The sequence below is a fragment of the Rhodococcus rhodochrous genome, from assembly GCF_014854695.1.
Classification (GTDB): domain Bacteria; phylum Actinomycetota; class Actinomycetes; order Mycobacteriales; family Mycobacteriaceae; genus Rhodococcus.
In genome coordinates, this window is the sequence record NZ_CP027557.1 from 2,159,886 (window position 1) to 2,175,441 (window position 15,556).

Consider the following 15,556-nt stretch of genomic DNA (forward strand, 5'->3'; position numbering starts at 1 on the left):
CGCGTGGAGAGCTGACTCGCTACAGATTGACTAAGGAGGCCGGTACACTTCGTTCTGTGGCAGAGAAGGAGGCAGCATCAGAAGTTGCCGATAAGGTGCTTCACGAGCGGGCGGATCTTATTCGCGAGCTGGCGCGAGGCGGGGGTCTTAGGGCTCAATTGCCTGCCAACCCTGGCAGAGCGGCAGCTGTCTTTGGTGCCAAGGATGACGATGCTGTGGTCTCCATGCTGGACCGTGCGCTTCGGGTTCTACCGTCCAGCCTCGACACTTTGGCAATGTCATCGTCATTGGGCATTGGACCGCTTTGGAACGATCCGATTTATATCGAAATGCTTCGTGGCATCACGGGATCAATGTCGATGGGTTCACTTGAAGATCGTCGGCGTGCGTATATGAACTATGAGAAGCGTCGAGGTGCGCCCGTCAGTTATCGCACGGTCACTCGACGTGAGCAAAATGCGGCGCTCAGCATCGCCGAGTACTTAGGTCGGGATCGGTCTGCGCGATTTGAGGAAATCAAGTCTGCGGAGAGCCGGTACAGGAAAGTCTTAGACAGTATTCATCGCGACCTGGTCAAGCTATCTGAACGAATGTCCGAAGTCAATCTAAGCGACACCGAGTCTTCTGAGCTTACCAATCTTCTTGATGCTGTACTGAAAGAACATGAGTGGTTAATGGATTGGCATACGCACCCCGCCGACCGATTGAATTTGGACTACCCTCTTGAAAGATAGTTGTGGCACGCCGCGTCCTACGCTCGCCATTGAATATCAATTAGGTCCGGATCAAACCGCCACTTGCCGCAGAACATCGGGCGCTTGTACCCCGTCTCGCGGGGGACGCGGTGCACGATGATCTTATCTATAAGTAGCGCTATAAGATCACGCCGCCATTCAAGCGTGCCGTTCTCCCATGCCTCTTCGAGGTTGCCGTTAAGATCAATCGCGCTGGTCACGGCGTGAGAGTATTCGCTCTCGATTCGCTCGTTGATGGCCTTCAATGCAGCATCTGCCTGCACCTTCGCGCGTTCAAACTGCTCTCGCGTGAGGAGGTTGTGGACGTAGTAGTCATCTAAAACTTCCTGTGCTCTGCCTTCTGCGGCACGCTGTTTAGCGTGAAGTTCTTTCAATGTCTCTGCACTGGTCTTCTGCGCGTGCAGCGCTGAGACAAGCTCTGGTGAGTTCAAACGGTAGATAATCGACTGCCGCACTAGCTCGATGATTGGATCAACAGAGCGGGCGACTCTTCCGCAACCACCGTTGCCACCGGTTTGTCGGTTGCCCGATTCGCAGGACACGATCGTGCTCTTCTTGCCGCGTGACACCTTTGTCTTATGGACCATCTTCTTGCCGCACTCACCGCAGAAGACGAAGCCATTGAGGACGTGCTTACGGAACGTGCCGGGATGGTTGGAGCGCGTGCGATTTAGTTGGACGGCAATCAAGAAGTCTTCCCATTGGTCGCGGGGGATAATCGCAGGGGAGTTGGCTTCATAGTCGATGCCGTTATGCCGCACGATGCCGGTGTTGATAGGACGCAGCGCAACGTTGCGGACCTTTAGCGCATTCCACTCTCGCTGATGCGTTGTAGTGATGCCCCGTCGATTGAGATCCATGGCAATGGCGCGGAATGAATCGCCATCGATTACTCGCTGCACGATCTCGCGAATAACAGCCGCTTCCTCTTCTCGGATAGCGGTGCGCCCCGGTTCGAAGCCAAATGGGCGCTGCCCGCCTAGGTATTTGCCGCTCTGTGCCATCTGTAGCTTCGCGGCCTTGACGCGTTCGATCGCATGCTCGACTTCGTAGCGGGCTACTGCCCCAAGCTGGCGGGCGACAAGCCGGCCTGAAGGCGTGGATAGGTCAATCGGTCCTGCCATGACGGTGTGGGTCGTGACGCTGCCCTGTTCGGAGGCGTTCACGTACTCCTCGAGCTCGACCAGCGAGCGGTGCAGGCGGTCCGTGTGAAGGGCGAGGACCGCGTCGATGCTGCCAGAGCGCATCATCTCTAAGAGACGTTCGTACTTGGGGCGGGGTGCGCCGCTATAGGCCGACGTGTCGTTCTCGCTCAGAACCTCGACCACCTGCATCTTCAGGCGGCGGGCCAGCTCACGGCAGTCCTTCTCTTGGCGTTCGACGCCGAGACCGGCACCGGTCTTATCGGAGGAGATGCGGCAGTAGATGACTGCCTTGGGGGTGTGGCTGACGGGAAGCGGATTCATTTGTGTTACCTATTGTAGCAGGATGGGGTGTCTTTGGCCATCCCTCGACGAGGTCGCCGAGATGGGGACGAAGACGCTCGAAGCACTACGGACACCGCTCGAGGACGGGGAGGTGCGCATCGCCCGGCGGGACGGTGTCGCACGATATCCGGCCCGTTTCCAGTTGATCCTCGCCGCCAACCCGTGCCCGTGCGCACCTCCGCGTGACGCCGACTGCGTGTGTGCGCCGACGGCACGTCGCCGCTATCTGGGGCGTCTGTCGGGCCCGCTCCTCGACCGCATCGACCTCCGGGTCCGGATGCAGGCCGTCGCGACGAGCGCGTTGATGGGGGAGACGGGCGAGAGTACCGACGACGTACGGGCGCGTGTCGCCCGGGCGAGAGCGGCGGCACGCGAACGGTGGGCCGAGCACGGCTGGGCCACCAACGCCGAGGTGCCCGGACCGGCCCTCCGACAGAAGTTCCGCCTTCCGCGTGCTGCGCTCGAACCCGTCGAATGGGCGCTGCGCAAGGGCGCCATCACCGCGCGAGGAGCGGATCGGGCACTGCGGGTCGCGTGGACGCTGAGCGACCTCGACGGCTCCGATTCGCCGTCGGCGACGCACGTCGCTGCCGCACTGGACTTCCGGGATCGTGGTGTCGCATGAGCAGGCACGACGACGAACGGCGCCTGGCCTGGGCCTATCTGTCGACCGTCACGCAGGGTGCGTCACGATCGTTGTCGGCGGCCGTGGAAGCCGGGGGTGTGCTCGAGGTGGCGGCGGCCATCCGGTCGGGTGCGGGCCTCGGTGAACTCTCGGCGCGGTACTCGATGCGGGCGCACCTCGACACCGCGGCGCGGGATCTCGACCGTCTGGGGCGGGCCGGTGGGCGACTGGTGACGCCCGACGACGACGAATGGCCCGCCTGGCAGATGCTCGGCTTCGGCACCCTCGACACCGCCACCGACGCCGAGGGGCCACCCCTCGCCCTGTGGGTGTGGGGGAGCCGGCGGATCGACGAACTGGCCGAACGTGCAATCGGCATCGTCGGGACCCGCGCCGCGAGCGGTTACGGGGAGCACGTCACCGCCGAGATCGCCGGGGATCTCGCCGCCGACGGGTGGACGGTCGTGTCCGGTGCGGCCTTCGGCGTCGACGCTGCCGCACACCGGGCGGCGCTCGGGGTGGGTGGCACCACCGTTGCGATTCTCGCCTGCGGGGTCGATCGAGCGTATCCGGCGGCACACACGACGATGTTGCGGCGGATCTCCGAATCCGGCCTCGTGGTCAGCGAGTATCCGCCGGGTACGACTCCGGCGCGGTACCGGTTCCTCGCCCGCAACCGGCTGATCGCGGCGTTGTCCGCCGGCACGGTCGTCGTCGAGGCGGGCTGGCGCAGCGGGGCGCGCAACACCGCGGCGTGGGCGCGACGACTCGGACGGCCTGTCATGGCGGTGCCCGGACCGGTGACCTCGGCGGCCTCGCAAGGCTGTCACCGCATGATCAAGGAGGGCGAGGCGCGTCTGGTGGGCGCGGCGCGCGACGTCGTCGAGGAGTGCGGTCCGCTCCTGGCGGGCGGGGACGACGACCGAGACGGCCTGTTCCGCCGCGACCTGGACGGACTGTCGGGCGACATGGCACTGGTCTACGAGGCGCTTCCGTCGTCGGACGTCTGCGATCCGGCGATGCTGGCCGAGTCGGCGGGACTGCCGATCGAGCGGGTGCGGGCGGCGCTGCCCCTGCTCGAACTCGACGGCCTGGTGGTGGCGACGGACGGAGGGTGGCGGCGGATGTGACAGCGGATCGACGCCGGGGCGGTCTACCCCCGGGCGGGAGGGGCGCCGAACATGCGGTCGCGCAGGCTGTCGTAGATGGGCGGGACCCGCGTGGAATACGCCACGACGACCGCACAGATCGTCGCGGCGAGCATCGGAACCGTCACTCCCGTCGCCGCGGTCATCTCCACGACGAGGACGACTCCGGTGATCGGGGCCCGCACCGACGCGCCGAAGAGTGCGGCCATCCCCGCGAGCGCCATCGGCACGGCCAGGGACGACCCGAGCCCGGGGACGATCGCGGCGGAGATCCCGGCGCACAACAGACCCCAGAGAGCGCCCAGTGCGAGGAGCGGCGCGAACAGTCCGCCCGGTGTCCCGGCCGCGTACGACAGCGGGCCGGCGACGAACCGCAGCAGGACGTACCAGGCGACGACCGGCAGTGCGAGCGCACCACCGCCCACCACGTGCTGGACGAGGGAGTCGCCGCCACCGCCGGCCCACGGTGCGACCACCGACAACAACCCGACGAGCCCGCCGATGATCGCGGCCTTCGTCACCGGGGAGAGCGACCGGACCGACTCCACCACGCTCAGAGATCCCAGGACCATCCGGTTGTAGGCCGCGCCGAGCAGTCCGGTGAGCAGGCCGAACACCACGAACACGGGCAGCAGGACGATGGACGGGGGAACGATGGGGTCCACGGCGAAGTCGGGGGTATCGCCGACGATCGTCCGCGAGCACGCCACCGCGGCGGCCACCGACAGGACGACGGGTACGACGGTGCGGACACGGAAGCTACCGGTGACCTCCTCGAAGACGAACAGCGCACCGCCGATCGGGGCATTGAACGCGACCGCGAGTCCGGCACCGGACACCGAGGTCTGCAGTAGACGTTCGTGCTCGGGACACCGGGCGCGACGCGCGGTCTCGGCGCCTACCGCGGCACCCATGTGCACGATCGGGCCTTCCCGCCCCAGGACGAGACCCGACCCGATCGACAGGAGTGCCCCGACGAATCTGGAGGGCAGCACCGACAAAGGTGGTGGCTCTGCCTGCCCGCGGTCGACGGCCTCGACGTGCTGGATTCCGCTACCCGAGGCGAGGGGCACCATCCGGACGATCAACGCCGCGAGCAGAGCGCCGAGGATCGTGATTCCCACCGGCACGAGCCATCCCGGACCGGGGAGGTCGTGCGCCCACTCCGCGGTGTGGATCCGCCATCGCTCGAGCCGTTCCAGACACCAGCGGAAGGCTCCGCCGACGATGCCGATGACGGCGCCGGCCACGATCGCCAGCACACAGATCGTTGCCAGTTCGCGAGGGGGAACGGAAGGCTCCCGCACGTCCTCGGTATCCACCCGGTGTCCTCCGACCTGCCGCCGACGCGCCGATCCGCTCGGCGGTGCCGGAGACGGTCGCGCGAAGGAGTCGTGACCGTATGTTCACAGACTCCGGGACGTTCCGCCGGGACGTGCGAGGGTGAATTCGGAGGAAGGCCGCTTACTCGGCGGCGGTCTCGGTCGTGGGCTCGTCCTCGACGTACCAGGCGCGGTCGTCGCGGTCCCACTTCACGGCACCGCGGTGGGCCTTGCGGAACTCCTTGAGGACGGCGCGGTCGATCGAGGGGTGGCCGTTGTCGTTCACATAGATCCACTCGGAGCCGAACTTGGCCTCGATCGCGTCGACCATGTCGGTCTGGGTGACCCTGCGTTCGGTGGTGATGATGTCGGTCATCCAGGTGGCGATGTCGGCCGCGGTGGTGCTCATGTTCTCGAGCCTAGAGCCTCCCCGATCGTGACTTTCCCGCCGCACCCCGCGACAGAGTACGGTGACGCGAGAATAGGTAACCCTAATAGGAGGTTCGGTGGCACGGAAAGCGCCCATGGGGACAACACTCACGGTCCTGCGGACCGAGGCGATCGGCGAGCACTTCGTCCGCGTCGTGCTCGGCGGAGACGGCTTCGGCGAGTTCCAGGCCCGCGCGGAGACCGACAGCTACGTGAAGATCGAGCTGCCCGCGGGGGAGGAGACGGTCGTCCGCACCTACACCGTCCGGCGCGTGGACTCGGACGCCCGGGAGATCTGGATCGACTTCGTCGTGCACGGCGACGAGGGTGTCGCGGGCCCGTGGGCTCGCTCGGTGCAACCGGGCGCGCAGGTCGTGGTGCGGGGACCCGGCGCGGGATACCGGCCCGATCGCTCCGCCGACTTCCATCTGCTCGCCGGCGACGAGACCGCGATCCCCGCGATCGCGGCTGCGCTCGAGGACCTGCCCGCCGACGCGCGTGGGGCGGTCTTCCTGGAGGTCATCGGTCCCGGCGACGAACTGAAACTCGACGCCCCGGCGGGAATGGACATCACGTGGCTCCATCGCGGTGTCGCGGCCGGTGACGCCGGTGCCGACCTGATCGACGGCAACTCGCCCCTCGTCGCCGCGGTGAGGGCCCTGCCCTGGCCGGGAGGCGACGTGCAGGTCTTCGTGCACGGTGAAGCCGAGGCCGTCATGAAGCACATCCGTCCGTACCTGCGGAAGGAACGGGCCGTACCGCCGGCACGCGCGTCGATCTCGGGTTACTGGCGTCGCGGACGCACCGAGGAGGGTTTCCGCGTGTGGAAGAGCGAACTGGCGGCCGTCGAGAGCAACTGACGGCCGGCGGTTCGGGTCAGCTCGCGGACTCGCGCGCCGGCACCGAGGCCGAGTCGCGCGCCAGCACCGCCGCGGAGGTGAGCGCGAGTCCCGAGCAGACCACGATGGCGACGGCCATCGGGATACCGGTGCCTTCGCCGCCGAGCCCGACGAGCGGGGAGACCACGGCAGCGAGACCGAACTGAGAGGCACCGATCACGGCGGAGCCCGTACCGGCCGCCTTCGGGACCTGTGACTGGGCCAGCGCGGTGGCGTTGCCCAGCGTCAGGCCCATCATGCTGATCGCGACGAACAGCAGCGGCAGGATCAGCACTGCGACGTAGCCGACGACGACCATCGTCAGCAACAGCAGCGCCCCTGCCGTGAACATGGTGGTCACACCGAAGAGCAGCAGCGTCCGCACCTCGAACCGGCCGATGAGGCGGGTGTTGACGGCGTTGGCCAGCACGAGACCGGCCGAGTTCACGGCGAACACCATCGAGAACTGGCCCGGGCTCAGACCGAGGATGTTCTGGGTGACGAACGGCGAGGCAGAGATGTACGAGAACATCGCGCCGAATCCCAGGGCCATGGCGGCGGCGTAACCGACGAAGCGTCGCTGCCGGAGGACGTACCCGAAGTTGCCGGCCATCGTCTTCAGACCGCCGCCGTGCCGCTTCTCCGGCGGCAGGGTCTCCGGGACGAACGCGAAGGCGCCGACGGCCATCAGAACGGCCAGGCCGGTGAGCACCCAGAAGATGCCGCGCCACCCGATCGGCCCCAGCAGCACGCCACCGAGTAGGGGAGCGGCGACGGGCGCGATGCCGCCGATGATCATCATCAGGCTGAACAGCTTGGCGGCCTGATTGCCTCGCGCCCGGTCGGCGATGACCGCACGCGCGAGGACGATGCCTGTTCCGCCGCTGAATCCCTGGACCAGACGCGCCGCGATCAGGATCTCGACGGTGGGTGCCATCGCGCAGATCGCGCTGCTCACCGCCAGGACGATCGTGCCGGCGAGGATCAGTCGTCGCCGGCCCCAGCCGTCCGAGAGGGGACCCACGAGCAGCTGGCCGAGCCCGAGACCCGCCATGAACGTCGTGAGTGTGAGCTGGACGCCCACGGTCGAACTGCCCAGGCTCTCCGCCATGACGGGAAGTCCCGGGAGGTACATGTCCGTGGCGAGCGGCGCGATCGCCGACAGCAACGCCAGGGCGCACAACATCGGTACCGGGATCGTTTTGTTCACGAAAGCACCTTAGTCGGCGCGGGTCGTTGCACCCGAGCCGGTCGTGCCGCACGGTAGACCCATGCGAGGCAACGAATCCGACATGCTCCCGGCGACGCTGGACGTGCACCTCGGGGACTTCGTCGACCACCTCCGCCTCGAAGGCAACCGTTCGGAACACACGATCCGCGCCTATCGCACCGACATCCGCTCGCTGTTGCAGCATCTTGCGGACCGGGATCCCGACGCGCGCATCACCGACCTCGATCTCGATCTGATGCGGTCCTGGCTCGCCGGGATGGTGGCGGCGGGAGCGGCCCGCACCACGCTCGCGCGGCGCACCTCGTCGGCACGCGTCTTCACGGCATGGCTCGTGCGCACCCGGCGGCTCGACGCCGACCCGGCGACGCGTCTCGTCTCGCCACGTCCGCATCGGTCACTGCCCGCCGTGCTCCGCGACGACCAGGCACTGGAGATCATGGAGGCCGCGAAATCCGGTGCGCGTGAACGCGATCCCGTCGCACTGCGTGACCGGGCGATCGTCGAGTTGCTCTATGCCACCGGAATCAGGGTCGGTGAGCTGTGCGCCGTCGATATCGACGACGTCGACGCCGAGCGGCGGGTCGTCCGGGTTCTCGGCAAGGGCGACAAGGAACGGATCGTCCCTTACGGCGGTCCCGCGGCCGAGGCGCTCGACGCGTGGCTGCGTCACGGACGCCCGCATCTCGCACGACCGTCGTCGGGTGCGGCGCTGCTGCTGGGCAAGCGCGGCGGCCGGATCGATCAGCGGCAGGTGCGGTCGGTGGTGCACGACGCCGTCTCGTCGGTGCCGGGCGCACCCGACCTCGCGCCGCACGGCCTGCGGCACAGCGCTGCGACGCACCTGCTCGAAGGGGGAGCGGACCTGCGCGTGGTCCAGGAGGTGCTGGGCCATTCGAGTCTGGCCACCACGCAGCTCTACACACACGTGTCGGTGGCGCGCCTGCGCGCCGCGCACGATCAGGCCCATCCCCGCGCCTGATCGGCCTGCCCGAGAAGCCGTCCCGGTTTGGTAGCGTGCGCCGGCACCATCGAATCGGGGGAACAGATGAGACGCAACGAACCGGGTCCTGCCGTGCCCGCCTGGCTGCAGGACCCACCGGAATCCGGAAGCGACCATGCGCGACGCGGCCTCCGCCGCGCGGCCAGAGGCGCCGAGACGCCCGGTCCCTCCACTCCGTCCGGCGACGGTGCGACTCCGCCCACTCCCTCCGCTCCGCTCGAGATGACGGCTTCGGTGCCTCTCGGTATGGCGTTGCGGCCCCGGATCAGCGCAGACGACCCGGAGCCGGAGTCGTCCGGACCGCTCGTCGCGCACGAACCGGCGCGACCCGAGAATCCGGTGCTCCCACCGTCGGAGCCCGAGGCGGCGGTTTCGGCGGAGCCTGATGCGGCGGTTCCGGAGGCCGTGACCGAACCCGAGCCCGAGCCTGTCTTCTCAGAGCCGGCACCCGAAGTCGTGGAGACACAGCCCGAGACTGGGGCACCTGCACCTGCACCTGCACCTGCACCTGCACCTGCACCTGCGCCGGAGTCGGAGGTGGCGAGCCTGGAGGCGACGGAGGTCGTATCCGGTCCGCTCGACCCCGGGCACGCATCGGTCCCCGCCCCGCTACCGGCAAGAGCAGACGCTACGGTCGACGCCCTGCGACACGAGGCCCATCGGTTCGACCATCAGCCGTCGAACGTCGACCTCGCCTCGGGCGTGCTCGTCCGCAGGTCACGGCGTTCCACGCGGCGGTGGCGGGAGCGGGTCGACCGGCTGACCGGCGGCAGGCTCGACGGAGGAGGCAGTGAGCGCCGCGAGGAGCTCGTCGCCCGGATCCGCCAGCCGATCCCGGGCGACTACCGGATCGCGGTGCTGTCCCTGAAGGGTGGGGTGGGGAAGACCACCACGACCGTCGGGCTCGGGTCGACGTTCGCGTCGCTGCGCGGCGACTGCGTCATCGCCGTCGACGCGAATCCGGACTTCGGCACCCTCGGGCAGCGGATTCCGCAGCAGACCACCTCGACGGTGCGGGACCTGCTCGCGAACGCGTCGAACATCCGCCGGTACTCGGACGTGCGGGCCCACACATCGCAGGCGCCGAGCCGGCTCGAAGTGCTCGCGAGCGAACGCGATCCCGCTGCCTCGGAAGCGTTCAGCGAGGAGGACTACCGGCGCGTCGTCGACATCCTGCAGGTCTACTACAACGTGATCCTCACCGACTGCGGGACCGGGATCATGCACTCGGTCATGCGCGGCGTGCTGGACCTGGCGAACACCCTCGTTCTCGTCGCCTCGCCTGCTGTCGATGCGGCGCGGAGTGCGGCTGCGACGCTCGACTGGCTGCAGGCGCACGGTTACTCCGACCTGGTCGAACGCACGGTCGTGGTGATCAGTTCGCCGCGGCCGGGTGCGGCGAGCATCGACATGGACGCGCTGACCGCACATTTCCTCGCGCGGTGCCGGGCGGTGAAGGTGCTGCCCTTCGACGAGCATCTCGCCGAGGGAGCCGAGATCGATCTCGAACGACTCCGCCCCGCGACCCGCACGGCGTTCGTCGAACTCGCCGCGATGGTCGCCGACGACTTCCCCGCACTGTCGGGTCGACACGCGGGGCGTTAGCCGGGCGTCATACCGGCAACAGGCGGATCACCGGGCGCTCGACGAGGGGCAGCGGGTCGAGATAGTCGTCGCGGCCGCGACGCAGTCCCCAGTGCAGGCACGCGGGGGAGACGCAGCCCTCGTGACCGGCGACGACGGTGCCGATCGGATCGCCCCTCGTCACCCGGCGACCCGCGGCGACCGATGCCTCGACCGGCTCGTAGGTGGTGCGCAGCCCGCCCTCGTGATCGATGGAGACCACGGGTTTTCCGGCCACGACACCGGCGAACGCAACGACGCCGTCACCGGCAGCCACGACGGTCTGCCCCACACGCGCGTCGAGGTCGACACCGCGGTGACCGGGGAGCCAGTTCTGCTCGGGCGGGTCGAACTGCCGGCTCACGGACGGCCGGGGATCGAGCGGCCACACGAACCGTCCGGCGTCCGCCGATCCGGTTCCCGGGACGGCGGCGAGCACGACGAGCGCGGCGATCACGACGGCGAACGTCCGGAGGGGCGCGGCGAGGACCATGCTCTTCAGCCTCGTGAATCGGAGTCCCTGCGCACCAGGGGGCGACGCGATCTGTGGACAGCCCCGGATCCGTCCACAGGTCCGGTGACTCCCGGTTAGGGATCCGCGCCTGCTCCGCGTACACTTGTCGGGCGGTCTGTATACGCAGATCGACTTCGCGCGTCCGCGCATCGATGCCGACCCGTTTCTCCGGGCCGCATCGGAAATGGCCGTCGGCCGGTCCCGCAAGGGTTCGACGGGCATGTGGACGCCAGGGCGGGGATCGGAAGATCCACCGCGGAAACCGACACGAAAGAGAGAAACAGGCATGCCTGTTGTGACTATGCGGCAGCTGCTCGACAGCGGCGCCCACTTCGGACACCAGACCCGTCGCTGGAACCCGAAGATGAAGCGGTTCATCTTCACCGACCGCAACGGCATCTACATCATCGACCTGCAGCAGACCCTGACGTACATCGACAAGGCGTACGAGTTCGTCAAGGAGACCGTCGCTCACGGTGGAACCGTGCTGTTCGTCGGCACCAAGAAGCAGGCGCAGGAATCCATCGCCGAAGAGGCCACCCGCGTGGGCATGCCCTACGTGAACCAGCGCTGGCTCGGCGGCATGCTCACCAACTTCTCGACCGTCCACAAGCGCCTGCAGCGCCTGAAGGAGCTCGAGTCGATGGAGCAGACCGGTGGCTTCGAGGGACGCACCAAGAAGGAAATCCTCATGCTCACGCGTGAGAAGAACAAGCTGGAGCGCACCCTCGGCGGCATCCGCGACATGGCGAAGGTTCCGTCGGCGATCTGGGTCGTCGACACCAACAAGGAGCACATCGCCGTCGGTGAGGCCCGCAAGCTGAACATCCCGGTCATCGCGATCCTCGACACCAACTGCGATCCGGACCTCGTCGACTACCCGATCCCGGGTAACGACGACGCGATCCGTTCCGCGGCGCTGCTGACCAAGGTCGTCGCTTCCGCCGTCGCCGAGGGCCTGCAGGCCCGCGCCGGCAAGAGCAGCGACGCCGAGGCCAAGCCCGAGGCCGGCGCCGAGCCTCTCGCCGAGTGGGAGCAGGAGCTGCTCGCGCAGGCCACCCCTGCCGCCGACGCCGAGGCGCCCGCAGCGGACGCAGCCCCCGCAGCAGACGCGGCCCCCGAGGCCTGATTCGTTGCCCGGCCCCGACCTTCCGATCGAGAGATCCTGGTCGGGGCCGTCGCATCGCGGCCCGAGCTCATCCGCGCGATAGGGCCGCCCCCAGAGACTTTTCCACCACAGACACAGGAGGCTCGCTTCCATGGCGAACTACACCGCCGCCGACGTCAAGCGTCTCCGTGAGCTCACCGGCTCCGGAATGCTGGACTGCAAGAACGCTCTCGCCGACAACGACGGCGACTTCGACAAGGCCGTCGAGCAGCTGCGCATCAAGGGTGCCAAGGACGTGGGCAAGCGCGCCGAGCGCTCCACGGCCGAGGGCCTCGTCGTCGCCAAGGACGGCGTTCTCGTCGAGCTGAACTCCGAGACCGACTTCGTCGCCAAGAACGACGAGTTCCAGGCTCTCGCCGACAAGGTCGTCACCGCTGCCGCACAGGCCCGCGCGAACGACGTCGAGGCGCTCAAGGCCGTCGAGGCCGACGGCAAGACCGTCGACGCCCTCGTCCAGGAGCTGTCCGCGAAGATCGGCGAGAAGCTCGAGCTGCGTCGCGTTGCCGCATTCGACGGTCAGACCGCCGTCTACCTGCACAAGCGTGCTTCCGACCTACCGCCGTCCGTCGGCGTGCTCGTCGAGTACACCGGTGAGGGCGATGCTGCTGCCGAGGCCGCTCGCGCTGCCGCGATGCAGATCGCCGCTCTGAAGGCCAAGTACGTCACCCGTGACGAGGTTCCCGAGGACATCGTCGCCAACGAGCGTCGTATCGCCGAGGAGACCGCCAAGGCCGAGGGCAAGCCGGAGCAGGCTCTGCCGAAGATCGTCGAAGGCCGCGTCAACGGCTACTTCAAGGACGTCGTCCTGCTCGAGCAGGCGTCCGTGACGGACTCGAAGAAGACCGTCAAGGCGATCCTCGACGAGGCCGGCGCGAACGTCGTCCGCTTCGTGCGTTTCGAGGTCGGCGCCAGCTAGTTCTTCCACTCCACGACCCCGTCGGTGCTGCTACCGGCGGGGTCGAGGTGTGTCGGGCCACGCCGCCTCGGGGCACGGAGGCGCTCGCGCGTGCTGCGCGGTGACAGGTGTGGCGTGTCTATCCGCCCGATCTCGGTTCCCTCGAGCGGATGAGGCAGGATGATAAGGGCCGATTCATGCGCAACCAGAGGAGAGTCATGTCCGACCACGCCCACGATCGGCCCGGATTCCGCCGGGTACTGCTCAAGCTCGGCGGCGAGATGTTCGGCGGCGGCAAGGTCGGACTCGATCCGGACGTGGTGACGACGGTGGCCCAGCAGATCGCGGAGGTCGTGCGCGGTGGCGCCGAGGTCGCCGTCGTGATCGGTGGCGGCAACTTCTTCCGCGGCGCCGAACTCCAGCAGCGCGGTCTCGAACGCGCGCGGTCCGATTACATGGGCATGCTCGGCACGGTCATGAACTCCCTTGCGCTGCAGGACTTCCTGGAGAAGGAAGGCATCGACACCCGCGTGCAGACCGCCATCACGATGGGGCAGGTCGCCGAGCCCTACCTGCCGCTGCGTGCGCGCCGCCACCTCGAGAAGGGGCGTGTGGTCATCTTCGGTGCCGGCATGGGCATGCCGTACTTCTCCACCGACACCACCGCCGCGCAGCGCGCCCTCGAGATCGGCGCCGAGGTCGTCCTCATGGCGAAGGCCGTGGACGGCGTCTACTCCGACGACCCCCGCACGAACCCGGCTGCGGTGCTGTTCGAGGAGATCACCCATCGCGAGGTCATCGAGCAGGGCCTCAAGGTCGCCGACGCGACCGCCTTCAGCCTGTGCATGGACAACGCCATGCCGATCATGGTCTTCAATCTGCTGACCAAGGGCAATATCGCCCGAGCCATCGCCGGTGAGAAGATCGGAACACTCGTACGGTCATGAACGGACAACGGAACATGGAGGAACTGCCGTGATCGATGAAGCCCTCTTCGAAGCAGAAGAGAAGATGGAGAAGGCCGTCACGGTGGCCCGGGACGATCTGGGTGGCATCCGGACCGGTCGCGCGAACCCGGGCATGTTCAACCGCATCGTCGTCGACTACTACGGGGCTCCCACGCCGATCACGCAGATCGCCAGCATCAATGTTCCCGAGGCGCGCATGGTCATCGTCAAGCCGTACGAGGCCTCGCAGCTGAACGCGATCGAGACCGCGATCCGCAACTCCGATCTCGGTGTCAACCCCACCAATGACGGCAACATCATCCGCATCTCGGTCCCGCAGCTCACCGAGGAACGTCGCCGCGAACTCGTCAAGCAGGCCAAGGCCAAGGGTGAGGACGCCAAGGTCGCCGTGCGCAACGTCCGCCGCAAGGCGATGGAGGAACTCGGACGTATCCAGAAGGACGGCGAGGCCGGCGAGGACGACGTGAACCGCGCCGAGAAGGAACTCGACAAGACGACCGCCAAGTACGTCGGTCAGATCGACGAGTTGATCAAGCACAAGGAAGCCGAACTGATGGAGGTCTGACAGTGGGTCGAGCCGACGGGTCCTCCGACCCGCAGCTTCCACTCGGTGCCGGAGCCGACTCCGGTGCCACCCCTGCAGACCCGGCACCGGCCCCCGACCCCGCGTCGGAGCCGGTGAAGAAACCCTCACGGGCGGGACGCGACCTGCCGGCCGCTTTCGCGGTCGGCGGTGGTCTGGGCGCGCTCGTCATCGGGATCCTGCTGTTCGCCCCGAAGGCGTGGCTCGCCGTCGTCGCGATCGCCATCGGCATCGCGACCTGGGAGGTCACCAAGCGTCTGCGCGAGGCGGACGTGCTCGTCCCCAGACTGCCGTTGCTGGCCGGTGGTCAGGCGATGATCTGGCTCGGGTGGCCGTACGGCACGACGGGTGTGCTCGGTGCGTTCGCAGGCACGGTCGTCGTGACGATGTTGTGGCGCCTGTTCGACCACGGTCTCGTCGCGCAACCGCGCAACTACCTGCGCGACACCGCGGTCGCGGTCTTCGTCGCGGCCTGGTTGCCGTTGCTGGCGTCGTTCGCGACCCTCATGGTCCTCGAGGATCAAGGCGCCCAGCGCGTGTTCTGCCTGATGCTCGTGTGTGTCGCGTCGGACATCGGCGGCTACGCCTCGGGTGTCCTGTTCGGCAAGCACCCGATGGTCCCGGCGATCAGCCCGAAGAAGTCGTGGGAAGGTTTCGCCGGGTCGTTGGTGGCCTGCATCGCGGTCGGTGTCCTCACCGTCGTCTTCCTGCTCGACGGCCCGTGGTGGGCCGGTCTGCTGCTCGGCGCCGTGCTCGTGGTGACGGCGACGGCCGGCGATCTCATCGAGTCGCAGGTCAAGCGGGATCTCGGCATCAAGGACATGGGCACCCTGCTGCCCGGCCACGGCGGCATCATGGACCGGCTCGACTCGATCCTGCCATCGGCCTTCGTCACCTGGCTGATCCTCACGGCCTTCGTGTAGTCGCCCG

General features: G+C 67.6%; 15 protein-coding genes and 1 pseudogene. 11 read left to right on the top strand and 5 right to left on the bottom strand.

Annotated features, from left to right (window positions below; all coding sequences use genetic code 11):
* Positions 1-56: 56 nt before the first annotated feature.
* Complete coding sequence (locus C6Y44_RS10150) at positions 57-734, top strand: hypothetical protein (RefSeq protein WP_192378833.1); 678 nt, start codon at positions 57-59, stop codon at positions 732-734.
* A gap of 17 nt (positions 735-751) precedes the next feature.
* Here C6Y44_RS10150 and C6Y44_RS10155 read toward each other — a convergent pair whose 3' ends face one another.
* A complete protein-coding gene (locus C6Y44_RS10155) occupies positions 752-2,221 on the bottom strand; it encodes a recombinase family protein (protein ID WP_192378834.1) in 1,470 nt (489 codons plus the stop codon).
* A gap of 43 nt (positions 2,222-2,264) precedes the next feature.
* On the opposite strand from C6Y44_RS10155, the pseudogene C6Y44_RS10160 reads away from it, so the two are divergent.
* Both C6Y44_RS10160 and dprA read left to right on the top strand, forming a co-directional pair.
* A pseudogene (locus tag C6Y44_RS10160) lies at positions 2,265-2,867 on the top strand (ATP-binding protein); the annotation flags it as partial.
* Positions 2,864-3,997, top strand: coding sequence for a DNA-processing protein DprA (gene dprA, locus C6Y44_RS10165; protein WP_159418588.1), 1,134 nt, complete (start codon positions 2,864-2,866; stop codon positions 3,995-3,997). The pseudogene C6Y44_RS10160 and the gene dprA, both read left to right, overlap by 4 nt.
* Before the next feature lie 23 nt (positions 3,998-4,020).
* Here the strand turns inward: dprA and C6Y44_RS10170 are convergent, their stop codons facing one another.
* Complete coding sequence (locus C6Y44_RS10170; RefSeq protein ID WP_159418587.1) at positions 4,021-5,337, bottom strand: ClC family H(+)/Cl(-) exchange transporter; 1,317 nt, start codon at positions 5,335-5,337, stop codon at positions 4,021-4,023.
* A gap of 142 nt (positions 5,338-5,479) precedes the next feature.
* Positions 5,480-5,746 carry a DUF6953 family protein gene (locus tag C6Y44_RS10175; RefSeq protein WP_159418586.1) on the bottom strand — a complete coding sequence of 89 codons (267 nt, stop codon included), beginning with the start codon at positions 5,744-5,746 and terminating at the stop codon, positions 5,480-5,482.
* Positions 5,747-5,861: 115 nt separating this feature from the next.
* Between C6Y44_RS10175 and C6Y44_RS10180 the strand changes: the two genes are divergently transcribed.
* On the top strand, positions 5,862-6,626 hold the full coding sequence (locus C6Y44_RS10180; protein WP_120282259.1) for a siderophore-interacting protein: 765 nt from the start codon (positions 5,862-5,864) through the stop codon (positions 6,624-6,626).
* Positions 6,627-6,642: 16 nt separating this feature from the next.
* Here the strand turns inward: C6Y44_RS10180 and C6Y44_RS10185 are convergent, their stop codons facing one another.
* Positions 6,643-7,830, bottom strand: coding sequence for a multidrug effflux MFS transporter (locus C6Y44_RS10185; protein ID WP_071934796.1), 1,188 nt, complete (start codon positions 7,828-7,830; stop codon positions 6,643-6,645).
* An 85-nt stretch (positions 7,831-7,915) separates the two neighbouring features.
* Between C6Y44_RS10185 and C6Y44_RS10190 the strand changes: the two genes are divergently transcribed.
* Positions 7,916-8,854, top strand: coding sequence for a tyrosine recombinase XerC (locus C6Y44_RS10190; protein WP_071934797.1), 939 nt, complete (start codon positions 7,916-7,918; stop codon positions 8,852-8,854).
* 66 nt (positions 8,855-8,920) lie between these two features.
* Positions 8,921-10,480 (top strand): MinD/ParA family ATP-binding protein, encoded by a 1,560-nt coding sequence (locus C6Y44_RS10195; protein WP_159418585.1) that lies wholly within the window; start codon positions 8,921-8,923, stop codon positions 10,478-10,480.
* Positions 10,481-10,487: 7 nt separating this feature from the next.
* Here C6Y44_RS10195 and C6Y44_RS10200 read toward each other — a convergent pair whose 3' ends face one another.
* On the bottom strand, positions 10,488-10,991 hold the full coding sequence (locus tag C6Y44_RS10200; protein WP_071934799.1) for a M23 family metallopeptidase: 504 nt from the start codon (positions 10,989-10,991) through the stop codon (positions 10,488-10,490).
* Between the two features lie 307 nt (positions 10,992-11,298).
* Between C6Y44_RS10200 and rpsB the strand changes: the two genes are divergently transcribed.
* The 5 genes from rpsB (at position 11,299) to C6Y44_RS10225 (ending at position 15,549) form a co-directional block, all read left to right on the top strand.
* Positions 11,299-12,141 carry a 30S ribosomal protein S2 gene (gene rpsB, locus C6Y44_RS10205; RefSeq protein WP_060650992.1) on the top strand — a complete coding sequence of 281 codons (843 nt, stop codon included), beginning with the start codon at positions 11,299-11,301 and terminating at the stop codon, positions 12,139-12,141.
* A gap of 130 nt (positions 12,142-12,271) precedes the next feature.
* On the top strand, positions 12,272-13,096 hold the full coding sequence (gene tsf / locus C6Y44_RS10210; protein ID WP_006550975.1) for a translation elongation factor Ts: 825 nt from the start codon (positions 12,272-12,274) through the stop codon (positions 13,094-13,096).
* Positions 13,097-13,293: 197 nt separating this feature from the next.
* Entirely contained in the window at positions 13,294-14,022 is a 729-nt protein-coding gene (gene pyrH / locus C6Y44_RS10215) for a UMP kinase (protein WP_159418584.1), read from the top strand.
* A 28-nt stretch (positions 14,023-14,050) separates the two neighbouring features.
* On the top strand, positions 14,051-14,608 hold the full coding sequence (gene frr / locus C6Y44_RS10220) for a ribosome recycling factor (RefSeq protein ID WP_024100638.1): 558 nt from the start codon (positions 14,051-14,053) through the stop codon (positions 14,606-14,608).
* 2 nt (positions 14,609-14,610) lie between these two features.
* The gene (locus C6Y44_RS10225; RefSeq protein WP_071934800.1) at positions 14,611-15,549 is read left to right on the top strand and encodes a phosphatidate cytidylyltransferase; all 939 of its coding nucleotides are present in this window, start codon (positions 14,611-14,613) and stop codon (positions 15,547-15,549) included.
* Positions 15,550-15,556 lie beyond the last annotated feature (7 nt).

Coding starts and splice junctions, on each gene's coding strand:
- C6Y44_RS10155 (WP_192378834.1), bottom strand. CDS start 2,221: ATGAATCCGCTTCCCGTCAGCCACACCCCCAAGGCAGTCATCTACTGC.
- dprA (WP_159418588.1), top strand. CDS start 2,864: ATGAGCAGGCACGACGACGAACGGCGCCTGGCCTGGGCCTATCTGTCG.
- C6Y44_RS10175 (WP_159418586.1), bottom strand. CDS start 5,746: ATGAGCACCACCGCGGCCGACATCGCCACCTGGATGACCGACATCATC.
- C6Y44_RS10180 (WP_120282259.1), top strand. CDS start 5,862: ATGGGGACAACACTCACGGTCCTGCGGACCGAGGCGATCGGCGAGCAC.
- C6Y44_RS10185 (WP_071934796.1), bottom strand. CDS start 7,830: ATGTTGTGCGCCCTGGCGTTGCTGTCGGCGATCGCGCCGCTCGCCACG.
- C6Y44_RS10190 (WP_071934797.1), top strand. CDS start 7,916: ATGCGAGGCAACGAATCCGACATGCTCCCGGCGACGCTGGACGTGCAC.
- C6Y44_RS10195 (WP_159418585.1), top strand. CDS start 8,921: ATGAGACGCAACGAACCGGGTCCTGCCGTGCCCGCCTGGCTGCAGGAC.
- C6Y44_RS10200 (WP_071934799.1), bottom strand. CDS start 10,991: ATGGTCCTCGCCGCGCCCCTCCGGACGTTCGCCGTCGTGATCGCCGCG.
- rpsB (WP_060650992.1), top strand. CDS start 11,299: ATGCCTGTTGTGACTATGCGGCAGCTGCTCGACAGCGGCGCCCACTTC.
- tsf (WP_006550975.1), top strand. CDS start 12,272: ATGGCGAACTACACCGCCGCCGACGTCAAGCGTCTCCGTGAGCTCACC.
- pyrH (WP_159418584.1), top strand. CDS start 13,294: ATGTCCGACCACGCCCACGATCGGCCCGGATTCCGCCGGGTACTGCTC.